This is a genomic window from Phyllobacterium sp. CCNWLW183 (genome assembly GCF_037203775.1).
Taxonomy (GTDB): Bacteria; Pseudomonadota; Alphaproteobacteria; order Rhizobiales; family Rhizobiaceae; genus Phyllobacterium; species Phyllobacterium ifriqiyense.
In genome coordinates, this window is sequence record NZ_JBBCBN010000004.1 from 314,446 (window position 1) to 333,758 (window position 19,313).

A 19,313-nucleotide genomic window follows, 5' to 3' on the forward strand; every position below is an offset into this window, starting at 1 on the left:
TCATTCTTGCAGTAGATTTATATCATTGTGTTAGGGAAACGAATAGCAATCAGAGGTCGTGTCAGACTGGAACCGCAATCGCGGTAAGGGCTCTACACAAATAGCAGGCCAATAATCATCAAAATGACAATCGCCCCTGCCATTACTGGCAGAAGCGAAAAACTCGATGCAGTGGTTTGAGGTTTCAATACCAATTTGGCAAAGCTAGAAGAACGGTGGCAGCTACTTGAGTAACCACCAGAAATGTAACCAGAGGAATAAAACCGTCACTGATTTTGCGGTTGTCATTAGCAGCGCTTGTCATGTGCATCTCCCGATTTGATGGCCTCAAAATACTGAAGTCATGATCGTTAGGGCCGAACATCGGCATGGTCACAAGACTGTAACATCCTGAAATCTTTTGTCACCCCTAAAAGCGCACAAAAACGAATTCCAGCAGCTGTCTCGTGGCCTCGATAAAAACTTCGGTTGAATAAAGACCGTCATTCCAAAGGCTTAGAGGAAGTGGCGCAGGCAAATAAATTTATCTGCGCCACCGTATATTTTGTTACTCAGCCGGGGTTGCTGCAGGCGCAATTGCGCCCGAATCATGGCTGGAGTCGCCTTCGAAGGTGCTGGCGTGATGGCTCTTGAGCGGACGGTTGCCCGTCATCGCACGAACAAGAACATAGAATACCGGCGTGAGGAAAAGGCCGAACAGCGTCACACCGATCATCCCGGCAAACACGGCCACGCCCATCGCGCTGCGCATTTCCGCGCCCGCTCCTGTGGAAGTGACCAGAGGAACGACACCCATGATGAATGCCAGCGAGGTCATCAGGATGGGGCGCAAACGCAATCTGCTTGCCTCGATCACCGCCTTGAACGGTGTCGATCCGGCAAATTCCAGTTCGCGTGCAAACTCCACGATCAGGATGGCGTTCTTGGCCGATAGCCCGACAAGCACGATCAGCCCGATCTGTGTGAAGACATTATTGTCCCCACCCGTCAGCCAGACACCGCTAAGAGCGGCAAGCAGTCCAAGCGGCACGATCATGATGATCGAAAGCGGCAGGGAGAGGCTTTCATACTGGGCAGCAAGAACCAGGAAGACCAGGAGGATCGATAGCGGGAAGATCAGATAGGCAGAATTACCCGCAATAATTTCCTGATAGGTCAGTTCTGTCCATTCAAAGCCAATACCTGCGGGCAATGTTTCTGCTGCGATCTTCTCCACGGCGGCGCGAGCCTGACCGGAAGAGAATCCCGGCGCAGCATTGCCGTTTACATCGGCAGCAAGGAAGCCATTATAGCGCTGGGCGCGGTCTGGTCCGGCTGTTGACGTTACCTTGATAAGCGCCGAAAGCGGGATCATTTCACCCGAGCCGGAGCGAACTTTCAGATCGCCAATATCCTCTGCTTTGGCCCGGAAATTCGACTCCGCCTGCATGCGGACGGAGTAGGTGCGTCCGAACTTGTTGAAGTCATTGACGTAAACCGAACCCAGATAGATTTGCAGCGTGTTGAAGATTTCCGGAAGCGATACGTTGAGCTGGCGTGCCTTGGCGCGGTCAACATCGGCGTAAAGCTGTGGCACGTTGATCTGAAAACTGGTGAACAGCCCGGTCAATTCAGGAGCAGTTGCAGCCTTGGCAAGGAATCCCTTGGTTGCACCGTCCAGCGCCTCATAGCCGAGACCATTGCGATCTTCGATCTGCAGCTTGAAGCCGCCGATAGAACCAAGACCCTGAACCGGGGGAGGCGGGAACACCGCACTGAACGATTCCTGAATTCCTGCCAGCTTCTGGTTGAGCTGCATGGCGATGGCGCCAGCACTCAGCTCAGGTGTTTTCCGCTCCTCAAATGGTTTTAGCGAGACGAAAACCACGCCGGCATTGGAGCTATTTGTAAACCCGGCAATGGATAGGCCCGGAAAGGCAATCGTGCTTTCCACACCCGGGATTGAAAGAGCCATATCACCAATGCGGCGGACAACAGATTCTGTCCGGTCAAGCGTTGCGCCATCTGGCAGCTGCGTGAAGCCAACCAGATATTGCTTGTCCTGTGGCGGCACGAAACCGCCAGGTACAGTGCGGAACATCAGCGCTGTTGCACCAATGAGCACGATATAAATGCCCATCATAACAGTCTTGCGCGAAATCACGCCGCGTACGCCCTTGCTGTAGCCGTTTGCACCACGCGTAAACACGGAGTTGAAGCCACGGAACAGCCAACCCAGCGTTTTGTCCATGAACCGCGTCAAAGCATCTTTCGGCTGGTCATGTCCTTTGAGCAGCAAGGCGGCAAGGGCAGGAGAGAGCGTAAGCGAGTTGAACGCGGAAATGACGGTTGAAATGGCAATTGTCAGCGCGAATTGGCGGTAAAACTGCCCTGTCAAACCGGTGATAAAAGCCAGCGGAACGAACACGGCAACCAGCACGAGTGCAATCGCGATGATCGGTCCGGAAACTTCGCGCATGGCCTGTATGGTTGCGGCACGCGGCGCGAGGCCATTTTCAATGTTTCGCTCGACATTTTCCACCACCACGATGGCGTCATCGACGACGATACCAATGGCCAGAACCAGACCAAACAGGCTCAGTGCGTTGATGGAAAAGCCAAACAGATGCATGACGGCGAACGTGCCGACAATCGATACAGGCACCGCAATGAGCGGGATGATCGAGGCGCGCCATGTCTGCAGGAACAGAATAACCACGAGAACGACCAGCAAAACGGCTTCAAGCAGCGTATGGACAACGGCCTCGATGGAGGCGCGAACGAACTGCGTCGTATCATAAACGATCTTGTAGTCCACGCCTTCCGGCATGGTCAGCTTGGCCTCTTCCATCGCAGCACGAACCTGATCGGCGATCTGGATCGCATTGGAGCCCGGAGCCTGGAATACAGGGACGGCCACCGCCGATTTGTTATCAAGCAGGGAACGCAAGGAATATTGCGCTGAACCCAGTTCAATACGCGCAATATCCCGCAAATGCGTAATCGCGCCGTTCGGCGCGGTTTTGACGATGATCTGGCCAAATTCTTCTTCAGTGGCCAAACGTCCCTGTGCATTCACTGAGAGTTGCAGATTGACGTCGTTCTCATTTGGAGAAGCACCGATCGTACCCGCTGCCGCTTGCACGTTCTGAGCTCTGATCTCGCTGAGAACATCAGTCGCGGAAAGACCGAGTTCCGCGGTCTTTTGCGGATCGAGCCAGATGCGCATTGAATAATCGCCTGATCCGAACAGCTGCACATCGCCAACACCGTCAATACGGGCTAGGCGATCCTTGATGTTGATCAATGCGTAATTGCGCAGATAGGTGATGTCGTAGCGATCGTTCGGCGAAATCAGATTGACCACCAGCATCAGGTCCGGCGAGCTTTTTACCGTGGTGATGCCAAGCGCCCGCACTTCTTCCGGCAGACGAGGCTCTGCCTGTGAAACGCGATTTTGGACCAATTGCTGTGCCTTGTCCGGATCGGTGCCAAGGGCGAAGGTCACTGTCAGCGTCAACTGGCCGTCAGATGTTGCCTGGCTGCCCATATAGAGCATGCCTTCAACGCCATTGATGGATTCTTCCATTGGCGTTGCAACTGTTTCTGCGATGACCTTCGGATTTGCGCCCGGATATTGCGCGCGCACCACGATGGATGGCGGAACCACGTCCGGATATTCGGAAACCGGCATCGTCGTCAGCGCGATAAGGCCGCCGAGGAAGATGATGAAGGACAGCACCCCCGCAAATACCGGGCGATCAATAAAGAAATTGGAGATATTCATAGCGATTCCGCCTGCCGATGAGCGCGTAAGGCCAAAAACCGTTTTCGGTTTCTGGCCGGTGCTACACGCATTTCAAATACTGCCATGCCGTGCCTCAATTTAAGCACACGGCGCAGCAGATCTTATTGTTTGACGTTGGCCTGCTCGGCCTGCGCCTGCAACTGGTTGGATGCATTGGCGCCCATGGCCACCATTTCAGGTGCTACAAGAGAGCCTGGCCGTATGCGCTGCAGTCCATTGACGACCACCTTGTCTTCCGCCTGCAGGCCGGATGTCACGATCCGAAGGCCGTCAGCCTTGCCGCCCAAAGAAATCTCGCGATATTCAACGACATTTTGCGGGTTGACCACCATCACGAACTTCTTGTTCTGATCTGTGCCGACAGCTTTCTCATCCACCAGCAATTCCTGGCGTTCATTTGCCTGACCCATGCGAACCTTGGCGAACTGACCGGGCATGAGGCGACCATTGGCATTGTCGAAAACGGCGCGCACTTTGACCGTGCCGCTGTTTGTTTCGACACTGTTATTGATGAGCTGGAGCTTGCCTTGAACATCGGCCTTGCCCTGCACATCCATCTGAACAGGAATGCGGTCGACGAAATCGCGGTTGTTCAACCCTTCAGGAAGATCGGCCAGGGCATTGGCCACAACGTTTTCATCGGCTTCGAAGCTTGCATAGATGGGACTGATCGAGACCAGAGAGGTGAGCAATGGCGCAGCAGGTCCTGCGGCAATCAGATTGCCTTGCGTAATCTCGATGCGTCCAACACGGCCGCTGATCGGCGCGCGGATATCCGTATATTCGAGATTGAGCGTTGCTGTCTTGAGCACTGCCCGCGCAGCTTCAAGGTCGGCGAGCGCGCCAGCTTCGACATTCCGGCGCTGATCGTAATCACTCTGGGAAACAGTGCGGGAATCGATCAGGCGTTTGCCGCGTTCCAGCTCGTTCTTGGCAAAGGCCAGTCTCGATTCAGCCGCGCTTACCTGCGCTTTTGCCCGTGCAACTTCTGCCTCATAGGGAGCCGGGTCAATCTTGACGAGCAGATCGCCTTGTTGGACTACCGAGCCTTCCTTAAAGTGAATGGATTGAACAGCACCAGCAACGCGCGAGCGCACATCGACCTGATCAACCGCTTCGAGACGGCCTGAAAATTCGTTCCACTGGCTGACAAGCTTGGGCTGTACTATCGCAACGGAAACGGGGGTCGCCTGCGCAGGGGCCGCCTGCTCGCCTTCCGCATGGCTTTTGCTAAAGTCGAAGATCTGGGTGCCGCCGGCCACGCCAAGCGCCAGAACGAGGCCGCCAATGGCGAGATTTCTTTTGAGTGTGCTGATTGACATCGTGGTCATCCTGCTTGAATTTTTCACCATTGGGAGGATGGTGAACGGGAATCCGGTTGACCGAATTCTTCATTGACGTTCCATACCGATCGGTATAGAACAGCGATATAAGGCTGCGGTACAGTAGCTGTCAATGGAATTTTATACCGAACGGTATAATTCTTTTAGGGAGTATTGTCCATGGGACGCCCGAGGGAATTTGATGCGGACGATGCTCTGCAGACGGCCTTGGAACTGTTCTGGCGCAAAGGTTATGAAGGTACGTCGATCACCGATCTGACTGACGGCATGGGTATAACCAAACCCAGCCTTTATGGGACCTTTGGCAATAAGGAAGAACTTTTCCGTATGGCGCTTGAGCGCTATGAGCAGAATTACATGGCCTTCTTCTGGAAAGCGCTGGAGCAACCTGATGCGCGCTCGGTAGCGCGCGACGTCTTGTTTGGCTTCGCCAATGCGCAGACCTGTGATTGCAATCCGAGTGGTTGCCTTGGAATAAATGCTGCCATGGGATGCAGCGAGGCCGCCGAGGCGGTTCAAAAAACAATTATTGAACGGCGGCAGATTGGCCAGAAAGCGTTGACGAGGCGGTTCGAACGCGCCAAGCGCGAGGGCGACCTGCCATCCGATAGCAATCCGGAAGATCTGGCCCGCTATATCCTCACCGTGTCGCAGGGAACTGCGGTACAGGCTGCCAGTGGCATAGGGCGTGAGGAAATCCATCGCCTTGTCGATATTGCCATGCGGTCCTGGCCGGGGTCTAATTGAGCCGCTGCATCGATATTGCTCCACGCACTATTTGCTCTGCAATAAGCCCTGTATTTCCGGTTCCTCAAACCCGCCCAACAAAAAGCCCCGCTGACGGTTATCCGCGCGAGGCTTTTTAAACTTTGATGAGATTCAGATTTTACTGATGCTGCTCTTTCAATGGGACCTTACGCCGGGGAGCCAAATTTTCCATCGGCTGCTTCTCTTCAACGGAAGGCTTCTTTTCGGCGATAGCCTGACGCAGCATTTGCCACTCTCTTTCGTGACGGAGGTAGATGTCCTGCGGAACGGTAGGTGTCGTCATTCTGCACTCTCCAATTGAGGTCTGTAGCCCCTATAATGTTGGAGATAGGACGCTGGTTCCTGATTCTCAATTCAAGATTTGCGACTTTCATTTACACTCCGCATAGTTGCGAAAATCGCCTGTGCCGCGCAGTAAAATTACAAAAAACATCCGATTTTTTAGCCGAAAAATCACGGCTGTTTTTTCAACCGATTTAGAGATTCATAGCCAATCCGGACCTTTTCAGCGAGAGTGAGCAACTTGTCCTTGCATGTTTTCGAATCAAGATCGCCAGGCTGCTTTGGTGATGCGATGACATCTCTAAGCCAGCCGCGCACGGTTTGATCAGCCTCTTCAGACGACTTGCCAATGGCTTTGAGTACAGTTTCGCTGCTTTCAATGGCTGAATAATGGGGTTCACGTCCAAGCGATGCCTGGCACTGGTAGGATGTTATGACCAGTGCCTTTGCGTCGGCGGTGACCTGACCTTTGCTTGCACCAGTTGTGGTGCAGGCGCAGATGCCCGTCAGAAGCAGCACCATCACGATCTTGCCTGAAAATCTCATACCATCCCCCATCCAGAAGTGCAGGCTATTCATCTGATCGGGCGATGTCGAGGGACGAGACAAATTTGCTCTGTTCAAACCCGTTGCAGCGCAGGATTTCGATTTTTGAGGAGCATTTGAACAAAACCCTTGCCAACAATGGGTTTCATCTTTAGTCAGCGTCCTCGGAGAGGTGGCCGAGTGGTCGAAGGCGCTCCCCTGCTAAGGGAGTAGACCCGTTAAACGGTCTCGAGGGTTCGAATCCCTTCCTCTCCGCCATTAAACGGCTCGAATGCCGAAGAGCGGATGAAGCTCACGACAGGGCAAAAATTCTGACCTCTCTGCCGATACCCTGAAGCTCCGCCATTCTGGAGGCCGATGTGATTCCGCTCTCACGGAGGATCTCTAAAACCTGGGCATCCCCGACAATCGCTTCCGTCGTCATGATCACATTGGGATCGGCAAGGCCCTGGACACGGGAAGCGATGTTGACGGTCTGGCCGAAATAGTCCTGCCGGTCGTTCAGGTTGACTGCGAGGCATGGTCCCTCATGGATGCCGATCTTCAGGAGTAGATCGTCGCTGCCGTGTTCGGTGTTTAACCGAAGCATCGCCTCTCGCATCCTGAGCGCAGCCGCCACCGCGCGGTCCGGGCTTGGAAAGGTCGCCATCACGGCATCTCCTATGGTTTTTACGACCGCCCCGGTCTCCGTAGCGACGATCTCGTGAAGAACCCGGAAATGCCCCCGCACGAGATCGAAGGCTGCCAGATCTCCAACGCGTTCGTAGAGGGCCGTCGAACCCCTCAGGTCGGTGAAGAGAAACGTCAAGCTGGTGATCTTGAGACGCTGGTCGACATCAAGGGTGTCGATCCGGTATATGTCGCGGAAACTCTGGTTTGTCAGCAGACGCTTGGCTGTCAGAAAAGGTCGCCTGCGGCCCAGAAGATCGTGCAGCTCATCGCCTGCGATGCAGACATTCGGTACCACTCGGCGATCGGTATGGTTCTCGAGTGTGAGCCGTAGCAAGCCAGGACGGAGGGTTATCGTTTCGTTCAGCGCATGCGCCCGACTGATGACCATCGACAGGGTTTGACGTTCGTCGGTCGGCTCGCCTTTCACGTCGATGAACTGCGCTGAGTGCGTCACCGCATCGAAGATGATCACGAATTGCGCCGGCAGTTGCAGCGAGACGAAAGCCTTTTCGCCCGGAGCAAGCTCGATCATCTCCAGCTGAATGCGTGCGAACCGCGCTTCGAGGTCCTCCGGTAGGTCAACCCCGGAGCTAAAGAATATCTGGCGGTAATATTCGAGCGGAGGCAGCCGATCGGGATCGTGGGCGGCAATCCTGCGTACTCTCGGGCTGACCGTGAACGTGACCTCGACCATCTCGTCGAGGGTAGGTTCGTATCCGGCCGCACAGAGCGCACAATGGTAAGTCTCGTGGACGACCCCTTTGAGGGATGCGCCGCTGTCAAGGACGCCGCCGCATCCCGGGCAAAGCACGTTCCAGGTCATCTCGAACGCGCCTATGCGGGCTGCATGGAGAAGCGCTGCAATGGTTTTCTCTTGATCAAGATGGTGCGTATCGGCGAAGGCGAGTGCATTGATGCGATTGAGATCGCGATCCGAGCCGTGTCTGACAACGTTCTCGATGCATTTGACCGTCTGCGGGTCAGCCGCTTGTCGCAGGGTCGCAAAAAGTACGTCCACTTCGCTCATTAGACAAGTCTCCGTCTGCAGAACCCACGGCGGACGACGCCAGGACCAGGATCATAACACGGGAATGTTCCAATAGAAATCTATGGGCATGGATATTACTCGCCCGAGCGACTTTGTCCTTCTAGACGAGACAACATTTTTGCATTTGCGTTTGTCCATAAATGAGATTAAATCTCAAATATGGGAATTATCATACGCGACCAAAATCACGCTCTTGCTGAGCACCTGCGCAGTTTGCGGATGAAACGCGGCCTGACATTGCAGGATCTGGCGTTGAGCAGCGGTGTCAGCCGGGCCACTCTATCGAGGATCGAGAAGGGGGAGGTCAGCCCGACGGCGGAGACGCTTGGCCGCTTGGCTTCCGCCTTCGCGCTGCCACTATCACAGCTCTTGACGCCGCTCGAGCCGGATTACGTTCCGCTACTGCGCCGTGCTGATCAAAGTATTTGGCTGGACCGCGAAAACGGGTTCTCCCGCCGCACCCTCTCGCCTCCAAGCGGGCGGCTGAAGCTGGAAATGATCGAGTGCGAAATCGCCCCCAATCAGCACATTGTCTATGACAGCCCGGCTTTTCCGGGCCATGAACATCATCTTGTCGTCTTGGCTGGTTCGCTCACGCTGATCGTCGATGACGTTCGGTACGAACTGAGCAAGGGCGATTGTCTTCGCTATCAATTGCGCGGCGCATCGTCTTTCGCTACCGGCGATCAACCCGCCCATTATATTATCGCTATGGCTTAAGGAGCCTCCAAATGGAAGTCCAGATTATCGAACTTGATGCTCGCGCGATCGAGGAAAGGTTAGAAGACCTCTCACAAATTCTCGCCCTGACCGTGGGGCAAGGCGCAGCGGTCAGCTTCATGGCTCCGCTGTCCGTCGAGGATGCGAGCCTGTTCTGGTCCAAAAATGTCCAACCCGAAGTCGTCGCCGGACGAAGAATCCTCTTTGGTGCAGAACGTGCGGGAAATCTTCTTGGCACCGTGCAACTTCTCACCGCCATGCCTGATAATCAGCCCCATCGATGTGAGATTGCCAAGATGATCGTCCACCCGCAAGCTCGCCGGCTTGGTATTGGCCGAACTCTTATGAACCATGCCTTGAGCAGGGCTCGTGAGCTTGGAAAAACGCTTGTCACGCTGGACACACGAACCGGCGATGTTGCTGAACCCCTTTATGCCTCCACTGGTTTTAAGGTTGCAGGTGTAATCCCGGACTTTGCGTGGAATCCGGACGGAAAGGCGAAACACGCGACCACCTACATGTTTCGCCATATCTGATACTTGCGACCAAGGCGGGCGGTGGTTTGCCCCTGCTTTTGGCCGATTCAGCAGGTTATGGTTCAAGCAGCCCGCACTAGCGCAGTTCCGGCCATTCAGTGCCCGACGCTGCCCTCAAACCTGCGCCGTAATCCACCCTGAAAATGCTTCCATGGCCGGGGTAGGGAGGCGCGATTGCAGCCGCGTCAGCCAATAGCTTCCGAGTGAAATCGAAGTCTGGAAAGGTTGCTTGATTGCGCCGGATGAAAGTTGCCGCGAAAACATTAATGGGGGAGCCAACGCAATGCCGATCCCTTGGAGCGCGGCCTCCATCATGGCGAGCGAGGAATCAAATACGATCCCTTTGCTGAGTTGCGGCGAGGCAGCCACCCCAGCCGCCTCAAACCATCGGCTCCATTCATCCTTGCGGTAGCTTCGCAGCAGGGGCTGATTGGCGATATCTCCCGGCTCCTGCAGTTTCTCCGCCAGCTCCGGAATGCAAAGCGGCGATAGCGGCGCCTCAAAAAGGCGAATTGCCTCTGTTCCATGCCAGGAGCCGTCGCCAAATCTAATGGCAAAATCCAGCCCTTCTGCGGCGGTGTCGACGCGATTATTATTGGTTGATATCCGCACATCGACAAAGGGAAATTGCCGCTGGAAATCCGGCAATCGAGGCAGCAGCCACCCCACGGCAAATGTTCCGACAGCGCCAAGAAAAAGCAGCTCGCGCACATGGCCGCCCTCTATGCGCTCAAGTGTATTGGCCAACTGGTCAAACGACCCCGTTACAACGGGCAGGAGCGCTTCTCCCTCGGCAGTGATTTTTAGTCCACGCGGAAGGCGTTGAAAAAGCTGTACGCCAAGCCGCGTTTCAAGGCTTTTCACCTGCTGGCTGACAGCAGCCTGCGTCACGTAAAGTTCGATTGCTGCTCGTGTGAAGCTCAGATGCCTTGCAGAGGCTTCAAAGGCCCGAAGACCATTCAGGGGAAGAAAGGGACGAACCATATCTGACCTAGTTTTTCTTATGTCAGATACCAGATATCATCGTTTGTTTTCAGATTACAGTGCCAATAGAGATTTGCCTGGTAGCGACCACGGCACAAGGAATTTGCATTATGAAACGGAAAATTGCCACAGCTTTGGCGGGCTCTCTCTTGATCACGGGCGTTTCGGCCACGCTTAGCCATGCGGCCGAAGATGCGAACAGGATTAAATCTCTCGTAGACGCCGCAATCCGTCCCGTTATGGATAAGAACGCTATACCGGGCATGGCTGTCGGCGTCATTGCTGACGGAAGGTCCTATATATTTGAATATGGCGTTGCTTCCAAAGACACCGGAACAGCGGTCACGCCTTCGACGATTTTCGAGATCGGATCAATCAGCAAAACATTCGTCGTGACCCTCGCAACCTATGCGCAAGCCAATGGCCAGATTTCGCTGTCCGACCCCGCCAGCAACTATCTTCCTGCGTTTAGAGGCACCGAATTTGGCAAGATTCCGCTGCTCCATCTGGGTACGCATACGCCAGGGGGCTTTCCCTTGCAGGTGCCGGATAATGTCAAGAATGACGATCAGATGATGACTTATCTGAAGAACTGGAAGCCTGCTTATAAGGTTGGCACGACCCGGACCTATGCGAATCCAAGCATCGGGATGCTTGGCGTGATCACTGCCAAAGCCATGAACAAGGATTTTACCTCTCTCATGGAAGGCACTTTATTCCCGGGGCTCGGTCTCGCCAGCACCTATATCGACGTGCCGAAAAGCAAAATGAAAGATTACGCGCAAGGCTATACGAGCAAAGACAAGCCTGCCCGCGTAAACAAGGCTGTTCTGTCCTCGGAAGCCTATGGGGTGAAGACGACTGCGCCAGACATGGTCCGTTTCATGCAAGCAAATATGAACATGGTCAAGCTGGAGAGCAAGCTGCAGCAGGCGATTGCGGATACGCATAAGGGCTATTTCAAGGTTGGAGCAATGACCCAGGATTTATTATGGGAACAATATAGCTATCCTGTTTCGTTAAGTGCTTTGCGAATGGGTAATTCGCGAGAAATTTCTTCAAAGCCGGTGCCTGTTGAACAGATCAACCCACCCACGGAACCGCGTTCTGATGTGTGGATCAACAAAACTGGTTCAACCAATGGTTTTGGTGCCTATGTCGCATTCGTGCCCGAAAAGAAGATCGGCATTGTCATTCTGGCGAACAAATATTACCCGAACGAAGAGCGTATCAATGCTGCTTATGAAGTTTTGACCAAGCTGGACTCCAAATAATATCTACTATCGAGAAGCGCTGCTTTGATAGCTTCCAGCGTCTGGGCGCGGTTCAGCCCAGCCATATCGATAGCGTGGTTTTCGAGATCACCCAGCGATGAAAATTGCTGATGCAAAGCGCTGATCGGCCCGGGGTCGGTCAGCGTATTGCCGCCCCGCAGCCGGCATCGCTCGATCGCCTCATCCAGAAGAGGCCGCAAAACAATATAGTGGAGCGGTGCAGTGACCTTGCGAAATGGTTGCAGGAACCAGGGGCCGATGATGCCGTCTACAACGACGAAGAAGCCGCCTTCGGCATAACCCTCAGCCACGCCCGCCAGGACCTTGATGACAGTCTCGTTTTGCGCATGTGCCTCTGGCAGGTAGGGCTGTATCAAGCCGCTTTTTATATAGTGCCAGAAGTCATCTGAATGCAGATGAACGGCCGGAATGCCGGATGCGGTAACAAGCAGCTCTGCGGCAGTGCTTTTCCCGGAACCCGGAGGCCCGGTTAGAATCAGAATGTGACCAGCCAGATTTTTCATGCGTTCCTCAAAACAGGTTTCATTCATGCCCGGAAGCCGTCGGTTGGGCTCATGGCATGAAAAAAACATACTCACAGTTGCATGTTGCGCGAACTACACCATGACTTGACTATTTCGGTCATATAAACAATTTTCTCGCCAAACGCAGCATGGCACTAAAACCAAACATGCAAAGGAAGCATCATGGATAGGTCACTTGATATCTACATAGGCTGGGATTCCCGCGAGCCCATAGCATATGAGGTAGCAAAATCCACCATCCTGAAAAACGCATCGATCCCGGTGAATGTACACCCGATCGTGTTGCAGGATCTCGTTGATAAGGGCGCTTATACGCGCGATGTCGACCCGCTCGCTTCAACGGAATTCACCTATTCGCGCTTTTTTACGCCCTATCTCGCCGGTTATAAGGGCTGGGCTTTGTTTTGCGATTGCGATTTTCTGTTCTTCTCCGATGTGGCAGAGCTTTTGCAGTATCGCGACGAGAGCAAGGCTGTAGCCTGCGTCAAGCATGACTATCAACCGAAGGCCGGGGTCAAGATGGACGGCAAGGTGCAGACCACCTACCCACGCAAAAACTGGTCATCCTTCATGCTGTTCAATTGCGAACATCCTTCGACGCGCCAGTTGACACCCGAATTGATCAATCGCGAAAGCGGCGCATATTTGCACAGGATGCAATGGGCGCAGGACGACGAAATCGGTGAAATCCCGACAGAGTGGAACTGGTTGGAAGGCTGGAACGAGAAGCCAGCAAGCGGATATCCGCATGCCGTGCATTTTACCAATGGCGGTCCATGGTTCAAAGATTGGCAGAATGTCGACTATGGCGATATCTGGACCAAAAAGGCATTGGAAATTGACCCGGAATTCAAGCCGATCTAAAGCAATTCCAGGAAAAGTGCGAAGCGGTTTTCCGTCCGGAATTGCGTAGACAAAGGTCAATTCCAGGAAAAGTGCGAAGCGGTTTTCCGTCCGGAATTGCGTAGACAAAGGTCAATTCCAGGAAAAGTGCGAAGCGGTTTTCCGTCCGGAATTGCGCAAGCAAACACGCTTTACACGCAAACAACTATGGTGGAATGCAATAATGGACGGCGGCGACCTGGCGCAGTTCCACCACAAGTTGAAAAGCAACTTCGGCTTCCGAATGAAACCGTATAGTCCTCAAAATGCTGCTGTAACCTTGACCATGCGGCAGCTTTTGCCAACCAAACAGGCTGGCAACCACGCCGTCGCTCCTTCGTCGGTTCCTGACTAAATCCCTCGACCTTGCCGGCCAATCCCTCCGGCAGAACAATTCGATGGGCAAAACTTGCTCTAGCATGAGTTGGGGCATGGTCCCGATCACATCTATATGTTTAGACATGATGGCCGCAACGCAACTATTTAGCGTTCGAATCTCATCCCGTGAACGTGTTGGAACATGACCAGATCCATTCAATTATCCCGCCGCACTTTTGTTTTCGGTTCCATGGCCGCGAGCGCTGCTCTTGGCGGATGCACAACGACAGCGACAACGCAGCATGCCGAAATCGCGCCGCCCAAGCCGCGTCCCGTAAAGCAATCCTTGCCGACAGGATTAGCTTCCCCATCGGAACTTGAACTGCGATATGCCGCACTTCAAGATGGGGGACATTCAATTCCTGCGATACCTTTTCAGCAGATGGATCCGAAATATTATCGTCAGCGCGTGACAGACCCCACCGGCGAACCCGCAGGGACGGTTGTTGTCGATACGGTCGGGCGCTTCCTTTATCTGGTGGAACCGGGCGGAACAGCAATGCGCTATGGTGTTGGTATCGGCCGCGATGGTTTTGCCTGGCAAGGTGAGGGGATTGTTCATTGGCGGCAGCATTGGCCACGTTGGAAGCCGCCGGCAGACATGATTGCAAGACAGCCGGAGCTCGCAAAATACTCCGTCGAAAATGGCGGAATGGAGCCGGGAGTCAAAAATCCACTCGGTGCGCGCGCACTTTATATATTCCAGAACGGGCAGGACACACTTTATCGTCTTCACGGATCACCGCAATGGCGCTCGATTGGCAAGGCTACGTCTTCCGGTTGCGTGCGCCTGATCAATCAGGATGTGATCGATCTATATGACCGTGTGCCGTATCACGCGCGAATCGTCGTTCACCAATCTCCCCTTGGGGCGCCGCAAACTCAGGTTTGATAAAAGCGGGTCAGCATCGGGAAGTCTTCCAAACGCCAACCAAAATGGTTCTGCCCGGTCCAGCATTGATGAAATCAGCTGGACCGGCATACATCAATGGCAATCGCTGCGCCCGACGGTCGAACCGAGGTTTTCAGCAATTTTCCCGGATTGAACCCGGGCCCCAAGATAGAATCCGCGTGATTAGGAATAGCCCTCAACATAATTCGATAACGGGATAGCGAATCCCTATCCACGTTCCAGCACAGCCACACAGGAATCCAGATCATTGGTTGCCAGATGTGCGTAGCGCATGGTCATCGACAAGGTTTGATGGCCGAGCCAAATCTGCACACGCCGAATGTCAATACCGCCGCGCACAAGACGCGATGCGCAGGTGTGGCGTAAAATATGCGGAACAATCTGATCGTCACTGCCAAGCCCGACTTCTGCCTTTGCCTCATTCCAGATTGCCCGAAACCGCACTTGATTGAGCATGGCGAAAGGGCCCTTTAGTCTGCCATGCGGGATATGGACGGTTTCTTGTGCGCGAGCGGTGAGGGGAACCGTGCGGCTGCGCCCTGATTTGGTTAGCCAGAATGTCGAACGGGCATCCTGCAAATCGTTCCATGAAAGGCCGATAGCCTCGCCGAGCCGGCACCCGGTATCAACAAGGAATATGCTCAACCGGTAGCTGTCTTCGCAACGCAACCTTACAGCGGAGAATAGCCGCGATTCCTCATCGGTTTCGAGGAAGCGGATTCGGCCCTGCCGTTCTTTTTGCCGCCGGAATTCCGGCAGATTATAGATGTCGCCCATTTTTGACGCTTTCCTGAGCAGCTTGCTTAAAGCGGCCATCTTTCGATTGATGGTCGCATTGCTATTGCCACGTTCGCGCAGGGTTCCGATCACAGAATCAAGCATTTCTTGCGTAAAAACGCTGAAACGCTGGCCGCTCAATATTTCACTCATCTCCCCGAGGAACGATCGCACATTGGTTTTGTGCGAGCCTTCATCCCAAAGGATGCTGATATATTGCGCAGTCAAATCACTCAACGAATGTTCCCTGACCAGCTTCCGGGTGCCATTATCGGCTGCCGAATAGTTGAGATCATAGTCAAAGCGGACGGAAAATGCAGATCCAAACGCGGAGTCACAAGAAGGCGGGGCAATAGCGGCTGCTGAAATCGTCATGAAAATCGCGCTCTGGTCAATAAAACACTAAACCGGGAAATATATGCCGAGTTGTAGCGGTCTTCGTGAAAAGCGCAATCCGTGTAGCCGTGCCTCTTTAGGCTAATAGACTTTCGTTTGATAAAGCCATAACCGGCCGTATCAAGTTTCAACCCTTGAGGTCTCTGTCCAACCATTTCTCATCTCCTCGGCCTATGGCCGGTCTGGAATCCTTTCTTCGCTTAATGTCTGTGCGTCGCTGGCGCAGACCCCAAACCACAATGGTTCTGAGCAGGGTTCTTGCACCATTCAAAATCGCGAGCGCTGAAAATGGCTTGTTGGTTTATATTTTGAGAGGAAAAGCCAACGCCGGGAAAACCCGGCATTGGTAGAAGATAATCGAAGGATTAGAAGTTGCGCTGGAAGCGGATCACACCGCCGAACGCATCATCAGAGCCCTTGGCATCTTTATAGTCGATCTCTGGAGTAACAACGAAGCCAGGAACCAGCTCATATGCAACATTCAAAGATGCTGCGATAATGTCTGCTTCATCATAGGCAACCTGGGCATTAACTTTTGCGTTGTCGGAAACCTTGGCAGTTACACCGCCCCAGATTGCATAATCGCCGGTCCACGCACCGTAGTAATCATCGGCTTTTACGTCAGACTGATAGCCGCCCATGACGAAGAAGGATAGCTGATCAGTCGCCTTGATGTCCAAACGAACCTTGCCAGCGAATTCTTCAACAACGGAATCATAGCCAATAACGCCGGAAACTGAACCCCAGGCCTGTTCGAACTTCGCACCAGCAACAACGTGTGGCAGGTAATCGTTGATCAGGTGATCCTTGTCACCTTGTTCCAGACCGATGATAGCCGAGAAGCCGTTGCCGCCAGCGAAGGTGTAGCTGACCTGATTAGTCTTATCGCCGTCATAATCAACCATGTCGTCGTTGATGACGTTTCCACCATCTGTCCAGCTACCAAATGTTGTATCGGTTACACCGATGCGGAAGCCACCAAGTTCGATATAGGCGTGAGGAAGTGCTGCTGCTTTGTCGGCGCCTTCATCTACTGTGAATTCGGTTGCGATATACGACTTGAGTGTACCAAGCTCGGTTTCCGAACGGGCATCAAAACGTACAACGCCGCGCGAACGGAACTTGTAAGTGTCAATGTCGGGATTCTTGTCGGTGTTGCGCCCCCAGAGATCGCCACCCTTTACATCGACGCGAACATAACCATCGACCTTCAAGCAGGTTTCGGTGCCTGGGATGTAGAAGAAGCCAGCGCCGTATGTGTCGCAAACGCGAACATATTCGACAGGCTCTGGTTCAGCGACAACAACTGCGTCTGCAGCGCGTGCGCCTGATACTGCAACGAGGGCTGCAGCGGAGCCGAGAAGTAGGCTCTTAATGTTCATTTCTGACCTCCAGTCAAGATTCGCTGGAGGGGACGCGCGAAAACCCGTCTTTGCTGGGTTTAGTGGCCAACCGAATTCGAAAACAGATTAACCACCAGAACACCGGCTATAATGAGTGCCAGGCCAATGATCGCGGCAAGATCCAGGGTTTGCCGAAACCAGAACCAGCCAACAGCCGCAATAAGGACGATGCCGGCGCCGGACCAGATGGCATAGACCACGCCGACTGGAATGGTTCTGATCGGGATTGAAAGCAGATAGAATGCGGCGCCATAGCCGAAGATGCATACAAGCGAAGGCAATAGGCGCGTAAAGCCCTCAGCCTGCTTGAGCGCGGATGTGGCGATGACTTCAAAAATTATGGCAGCAACGAGGTAAACATATGTCATGTGGGGACCATCAAATGAACGCATGGCAACGCACAGACGCCTCAAGAATGATTCGCAGCCCTCAAGTGGCGACCGGCGGATTTGCCGGTTAAAGGCTTGATTCGATTCAGTGACTCGCCTTGCAGGGCGCAGTAATGGCTGATTCCGTGTTCAAATGCCGTTCCAATACCGGCAGGAACATGCGGAATTTATTAAAATTCGGGTTACCTATATTAATGAGTGGTAAAGATATTGAAGATGGAACGGCGATTTCGTGGCTTTTGTGCAACAGCCCCCGGTCATAGAGCCTGCACAAGGCCCGCCGATGGACATTCGTGGTTGAAACGCGAGCGCTGGCGAGTATGGTCTGTCGAGAGGAAGGGCGTTACAGCATTTCTTCTTGCACTTAGGGGATGGGGACAGGTTGTCCTTCAGCCAAATTGGAATGCCCAGACCCATTTTTAACTTTGACTGGAGGTCAGAAATGAACATTAAGAGCCTACTTCTCGGCTCCGCTGCAGCCCTCGTTGCAGTATCAGGCGCACGCGCTGCAGACGCAGTTGTTGTCGCTGAACCAGAGCCTGTCGAATATGTTCGCGTTTGCGACACATACGGCGCTGGCTTCTTCTACATCCCAGGCACCGAAACCTGCTTGAAGATCAGCGGTTACGTTCGTTACGACGCAATTGCTGGTGACGATCCATACAGCGGTGAAGAACTCGACACATGGGCGAAGCAGGCACGTGCTACTCTCCGTTTCGACGCTCGTAGCGAAACTGAACTTGGCACATTGCGTTCGTTCATCGAAGCTCGCTTTGATCACAAGGCATATGGCGGCCGCGGCGACAGAACTTTCATTAACGCAGATGGCGAACTAGAAACAATCGTTGACGAAGGTTCATACTACGGCAACGGCGGCTACATTTCACATGCTTACATCGAACTCGGTGGTTTCCGCGTTGGTGTTTCCGACTCGCAGTATGATACATGGACCGGTTCAGCTGGTAACGTAATCTCCGATGACGTTATTGCTTATGCTGGCGGCCGTACAAACCAGATCAGCTACACCTTTGCTGGTGGCAATGGCTTCTCTGCAATGGTTGGTTTGGAACAAGGCGACGAAGATCACCTGATCGAAGACTACATGCCACACGTTGTTGCTGGTGTGAAGTTTGAGCAGGCTTGGGGCGGTATCTCCGCTGTTGCAGCTTACGACTCAGTTGTTGAAGAATTCGCTGGTAAGGTTCGTTTGGACGTTAAGTTCACAGACACAGTATCCGCTTTCGTAATGGGTGGTTACCAGTCTAACGAAGACGATCTGGATGTAGTTTCCGAAGGCGGCAACTACTACGGTTCGTGGAACGGCGACTACGCAATCTGGGGCGGTCTGTCTGCTAAGGTTTCCGAGAAGGCAACTGTCAATGCACAGGTTGCTTACGAAGAAGCTGGCACATTCGCTGCTGCTTTGAACGTGAACTACGAAATCGTACCAGGCTTCGTAATCACTCCAGAAGTAAACTACGCTTCGTTTGACGAAAGCCGTGGTTCAGGCGACGACGCTTTCACAGGTATCGTACGTTTCCAGCGTAACTTCTAATCCTTCACTGGATTGGTTGATTGAAACCCGGCAGCGCAAGCTGTCGGGTTTTTCTTTGTTTGCAGGTCCTGATTCTCTGGGCTCTGCATGTTGATATCGCTGTCCACATCAGGCA

At 53.5% G+C, this 19,313-nt stretch carries 18 protein-coding genes and 1 tRNA gene; 9 read left to right on the top strand and 10 right to left on the bottom strand.

Going from position 1 to position 19,313, the window contains the following annotated elements; all coding sequences use genetic code 11:
- Positions 1–547: 547 nt before the first annotated feature.
- Both V9K95_RS12005 and V9K95_RS12010 read right to left on the bottom strand, forming a co-directional pair.
- Entirely contained in the window at positions 548–3,766 is a 3,219-nt protein-coding gene (locus V9K95_RS12005; RefSeq protein WP_115051896.1) for an efflux RND transporter permease subunit, read from the bottom strand.
- A 122-nt stretch (positions 3,767–3,888) separates the two neighbouring features.
- A complete protein-coding gene (locus tag V9K95_RS12010; RefSeq protein WP_307283750.1) occupies positions 3,889–5,109 on the bottom strand; it encodes an efflux RND transporter periplasmic adaptor subunit in 1,221 nt (406 codons plus the stop codon).
- A 180-nt stretch (positions 5,110–5,289) separates the two neighbouring features.
- Between V9K95_RS12010 and V9K95_RS12015 the strand changes: the two genes are divergently transcribed.
- On the top strand, positions 5,290–5,877 hold the full coding sequence (locus V9K95_RS12015) for a TetR/AcrR family transcriptional regulator (RefSeq protein WP_115051894.1): 588 nt from the start codon (positions 5,290–5,292) through the stop codon (positions 5,875–5,877).
- Positions 5,878–6,016: 139 nt separating this feature from the next.
- On the opposite strand, the gene V9K95_RS12020 is transcribed toward V9K95_RS12015, so the two are convergent.
- Complete coding sequence (locus V9K95_RS12020) at positions 6,017–6,181, bottom strand: hypothetical protein (RefSeq protein WP_162802421.1); 165 nt, start codon at positions 6,179–6,181, stop codon at positions 6,017–6,019.
- A gap of 170 nt (positions 6,182–6,351) precedes the next feature.
- Entirely contained in the window at positions 6,352–6,726 is a 375-nt protein-coding gene (locus tag V9K95_RS12025; protein WP_336440962.1) for a hypothetical protein, read from the bottom strand.
- A 166-nt stretch (positions 6,727–6,892) separates the two neighbouring features.
- On the opposite strand from V9K95_RS12025, the gene V9K95_RS12030 reads away from it, so the two are divergent.
- Positions 6,893–6,984: transfer RNA gene (locus V9K95_RS12030), tRNA-Ser, on the top strand.
- A gap of 34 nt (positions 6,985–7,018) precedes the next feature.
- On the opposite strand, the gene V9K95_RS12035 is transcribed toward V9K95_RS12030, so the two are convergent.
- Positions 7,019–8,425 carry a DUF5939 domain-containing protein gene (locus V9K95_RS12035; RefSeq protein WP_115051874.1) on the bottom strand — a complete coding sequence of 469 codons (1,407 nt, stop codon included), beginning with the start codon at positions 8,423–8,425 and terminating at the stop codon, positions 7,019–7,021.
- Between the two features lie 180 nt (positions 8,426–8,605).
- Here V9K95_RS12035 and V9K95_RS12040 point away from each other — a divergent pair, with 180 nt between their 5' ends.
- Together V9K95_RS12040 and V9K95_RS12045 are read left to right on the top strand one after the other, a co-directional pair.
- Entirely contained in the window at positions 8,606–9,166 is a 561-nt protein-coding gene (locus tag V9K95_RS12040; RefSeq protein ID WP_336440963.1) for a helix-turn-helix domain-containing protein, read from the top strand.
- 11 nt (positions 9,167–9,177) lie between these two features.
- Positions 9,178–9,702: a GNAT family N-acetyltransferase gene (locus V9K95_RS12045; protein WP_307283766.1), complete on the top strand. Its 525-nt coding sequence runs from the start codon at positions 9,178–9,180 to the stop codon at positions 9,700–9,702.
- Positions 9,703–9,816: 114 nt separating this feature from the next.
- Here V9K95_RS12045 and V9K95_RS12050 read toward each other — a convergent pair whose 3' ends face one another.
- Positions 9,817–10,686: a LysR family transcriptional regulator gene (locus V9K95_RS12050; RefSeq protein ID WP_336440964.1), complete on the bottom strand. Its 870-nt coding sequence runs from the start codon at positions 10,684–10,686 to the stop codon at positions 9,817–9,819.
- Between the two features lie 110 nt (positions 10,687–10,796).
- Between V9K95_RS12050 and ampC the strand changes: the two genes are divergently transcribed.
- Positions 10,797–11,960 (top strand): class C beta-lactamase, encoded by a 1,164-nt coding sequence (gene ampC, locus V9K95_RS12055; RefSeq protein ID WP_336440965.1) that lies wholly within the window; start codon positions 10,797–10,799, stop codon positions 11,958–11,960.
- Here ampC and V9K95_RS12060 read toward each other — a convergent pair.
- Complete coding sequence (locus V9K95_RS12060; protein ID WP_336440966.1) at positions 11,927–12,484, bottom strand: AAA family ATPase; 558 nt, start codon at positions 12,482–12,484, stop codon at positions 11,927–11,929. The two genes, ampC and V9K95_RS12060, sit on opposite strands and share 34 nt — an antisense overlap.
- A 183-nt stretch (positions 12,485–12,667) precedes the next feature.
- Here V9K95_RS12060 and V9K95_RS12065 point away from each other — a divergent pair, with 183 nt between their 5' ends.
- From V9K95_RS12065 to V9K95_RS12075, 3 genes are all read left to right on the top strand, one after another.
- Entirely contained in the window at positions 12,668–13,369 is a 702-nt protein-coding gene (locus V9K95_RS12065) for a glycosyltransferase (RefSeq protein WP_115051869.1), read from the top strand.
- A gap of 202 nt (positions 13,370–13,571) precedes the next feature.
- Complete coding sequence (locus tag V9K95_RS12070; RefSeq protein WP_336440967.1) at positions 13,572–13,742, top strand: hypothetical protein; 171 nt, start codon at positions 13,572–13,574, stop codon at positions 13,740–13,742.
- Positions 13,743–13,907: 165 nt separating this feature from the next.
- Positions 13,908–14,657, top strand: a complete 750-nt coding sequence (locus V9K95_RS12075) for a L,D-transpeptidase (RefSeq protein ID WP_115051868.1) — start codon at positions 13,908–13,910, stop codon at positions 14,655–14,657.
- Positions 14,658–14,885: 228 nt separating this feature from the next.
- Here the strand turns inward: V9K95_RS12075 and V9K95_RS12080 are convergent, their stop codons facing one another.
- The 3 genes from V9K95_RS12080 to V9K95_RS12090 form a co-directional block, all read right to left on the bottom strand.
- Entirely contained in the window at positions 14,886–15,830 is a 945-nt protein-coding gene (locus V9K95_RS12080; RefSeq protein WP_307283787.1) for a tyrosine-type recombinase/integrase, read from the bottom strand.
- Between the two features lie 386 nt (positions 15,831–16,216).
- Positions 16,217–17,233, bottom strand: a complete 1,017-nt coding sequence (locus V9K95_RS12085) for a porin (RefSeq protein ID WP_336440968.1) — start codon at positions 17,231–17,233, stop codon at positions 16,217–16,219.
- 59 nt (positions 17,234–17,292) lie between these two features.
- On the bottom strand, positions 17,293–17,622 hold the full coding sequence (locus tag V9K95_RS12090) for a DMT family transporter (protein WP_115052194.1): 330 nt from the start codon (positions 17,620–17,622) through the stop codon (positions 17,293–17,295).
- A gap of 463 nt (positions 17,623–18,085) precedes the next feature.
- On the opposite strand from V9K95_RS12090, the gene V9K95_RS12095 reads away from it, so the two are divergent.
- On the top strand, positions 18,086–19,198 hold the full coding sequence (locus V9K95_RS12095; protein ID WP_336440969.1) for a porin: 1,113 nt from the start codon (positions 18,086–18,088) through the stop codon (positions 19,196–19,198).
- Positions 19,199–19,313 lie beyond the last annotated feature (115 nt).

What these genes read in the sequence shown, in the direction of transcription:
- V9K95_RS12005 (WP_115051896.1), bottom strand. Translation starts at nt 3,766, where the DNA reads ATGAATATCTCCAATTTCTTTATTGATCGCCCGGTATTTGCGGGGGTG.
- V9K95_RS12010 (WP_307283750.1), bottom strand. Translation starts at nt 5,109, where the DNA reads ATGTCAATCAGCACACTCAAAAGAAATCTCGCCATTGGCGGCCTCGTT.
- V9K95_RS12015 (WP_115051894.1), top strand. Translation starts at nt 5,290, where the DNA reads ATGGGACGCCCGAGGGAATTTGATGCGGACGATGCTCTGCAGACGGCC.
- V9K95_RS12020 (WP_162802421.1), bottom strand. Translation starts at nt 6,181, where the DNA reads ATGACGACACCTACCGTTCCGCAGGACATCTACCTCCGTCACGAAAGA.
- V9K95_RS12025 (WP_336440962.1), bottom strand. Translation starts at nt 6,726, where the DNA reads ATGAGATTTTCAGGCAAGATCGTGATGGTGCTGCTTCTGACGGGCATC.
- V9K95_RS12035 (WP_115051874.1), bottom strand. Translation starts at nt 8,425, where the DNA reads ATGAGCGAAGTGGACGTACTTTTTGCGACCCTGCGACAAGCGGCTGAC.
- V9K95_RS12040 (WP_336440963.1), top strand. Translation starts at nt 8,606, where the DNA reads ATGGGAATTATCATACGCGACCAAAATCACGCTCTTGCTGAGCACCTG.
- V9K95_RS12045 (WP_307283766.1), top strand. Translation starts at nt 9,178, where the DNA reads ATGGAAGTCCAGATTATCGAACTTGATGCTCGCGCGATCGAGGAAAGG.
- V9K95_RS12050 (WP_336440964.1), bottom strand. Translation starts at nt 10,686, where the DNA reads ATGGTTCGTCCCTTTCTTCCCCTGAATGGTCTTCGGGCCTTTGAAGCC.
- ampC (WP_336440965.1), top strand. Translation starts at nt 10,797, where the DNA reads ATGAAACGGAAAATTGCCACAGCTTTGGCGGGCTCTCTCTTGATCACG.
- V9K95_RS12060 (WP_336440966.1), bottom strand. Translation starts at nt 12,484, where the DNA reads ATGAAAAATCTGGCTGGTCACATTCTGATTCTAACCGGGCCTCCGGGT.
- V9K95_RS12065 (WP_115051869.1), top strand. Translation starts at nt 12,668, where the DNA reads ATGGATAGGTCACTTGATATCTACATAGGCTGGGATTCCCGCGAGCCC.
- V9K95_RS12070 (WP_336440967.1), top strand. Translation starts at nt 13,572, where the DNA reads ATGGACGGCGGCGACCTGGCGCAGTTCCACCACAAGTTGAAAAGCAAC.
- V9K95_RS12075 (WP_115051868.1), top strand. Translation starts at nt 13,908, where the DNA reads ATGACCAGATCCATTCAATTATCCCGCCGCACTTTTGTTTTCGGTTCC.
- V9K95_RS12080 (WP_307283787.1), bottom strand. Translation starts at nt 15,830, where the DNA reads ATGACGATTTCAGCAGCCGCTATTGCCCCGCCTTCTTGTGACTCCGCG.
- V9K95_RS12085 (WP_336440968.1), bottom strand. Translation starts at nt 17,233, where the DNA reads ATGAACATTAAGAGCCTACTTCTCGGCTCCGCTGCAGCCCTCGTTGCA.
- V9K95_RS12090 (WP_115052194.1), bottom strand. Translation starts at nt 17,622, where the DNA reads ATGACATATGTTTACCTCGTTGCTGCCATAATTTTTGAAGTCATCGCC.
- V9K95_RS12095 (WP_336440969.1), top strand. Translation starts at nt 18,086, where the DNA reads ATGAACATTAAGAGCCTACTTCTCGGCTCCGCTGCAGCCCTCGTTGCA.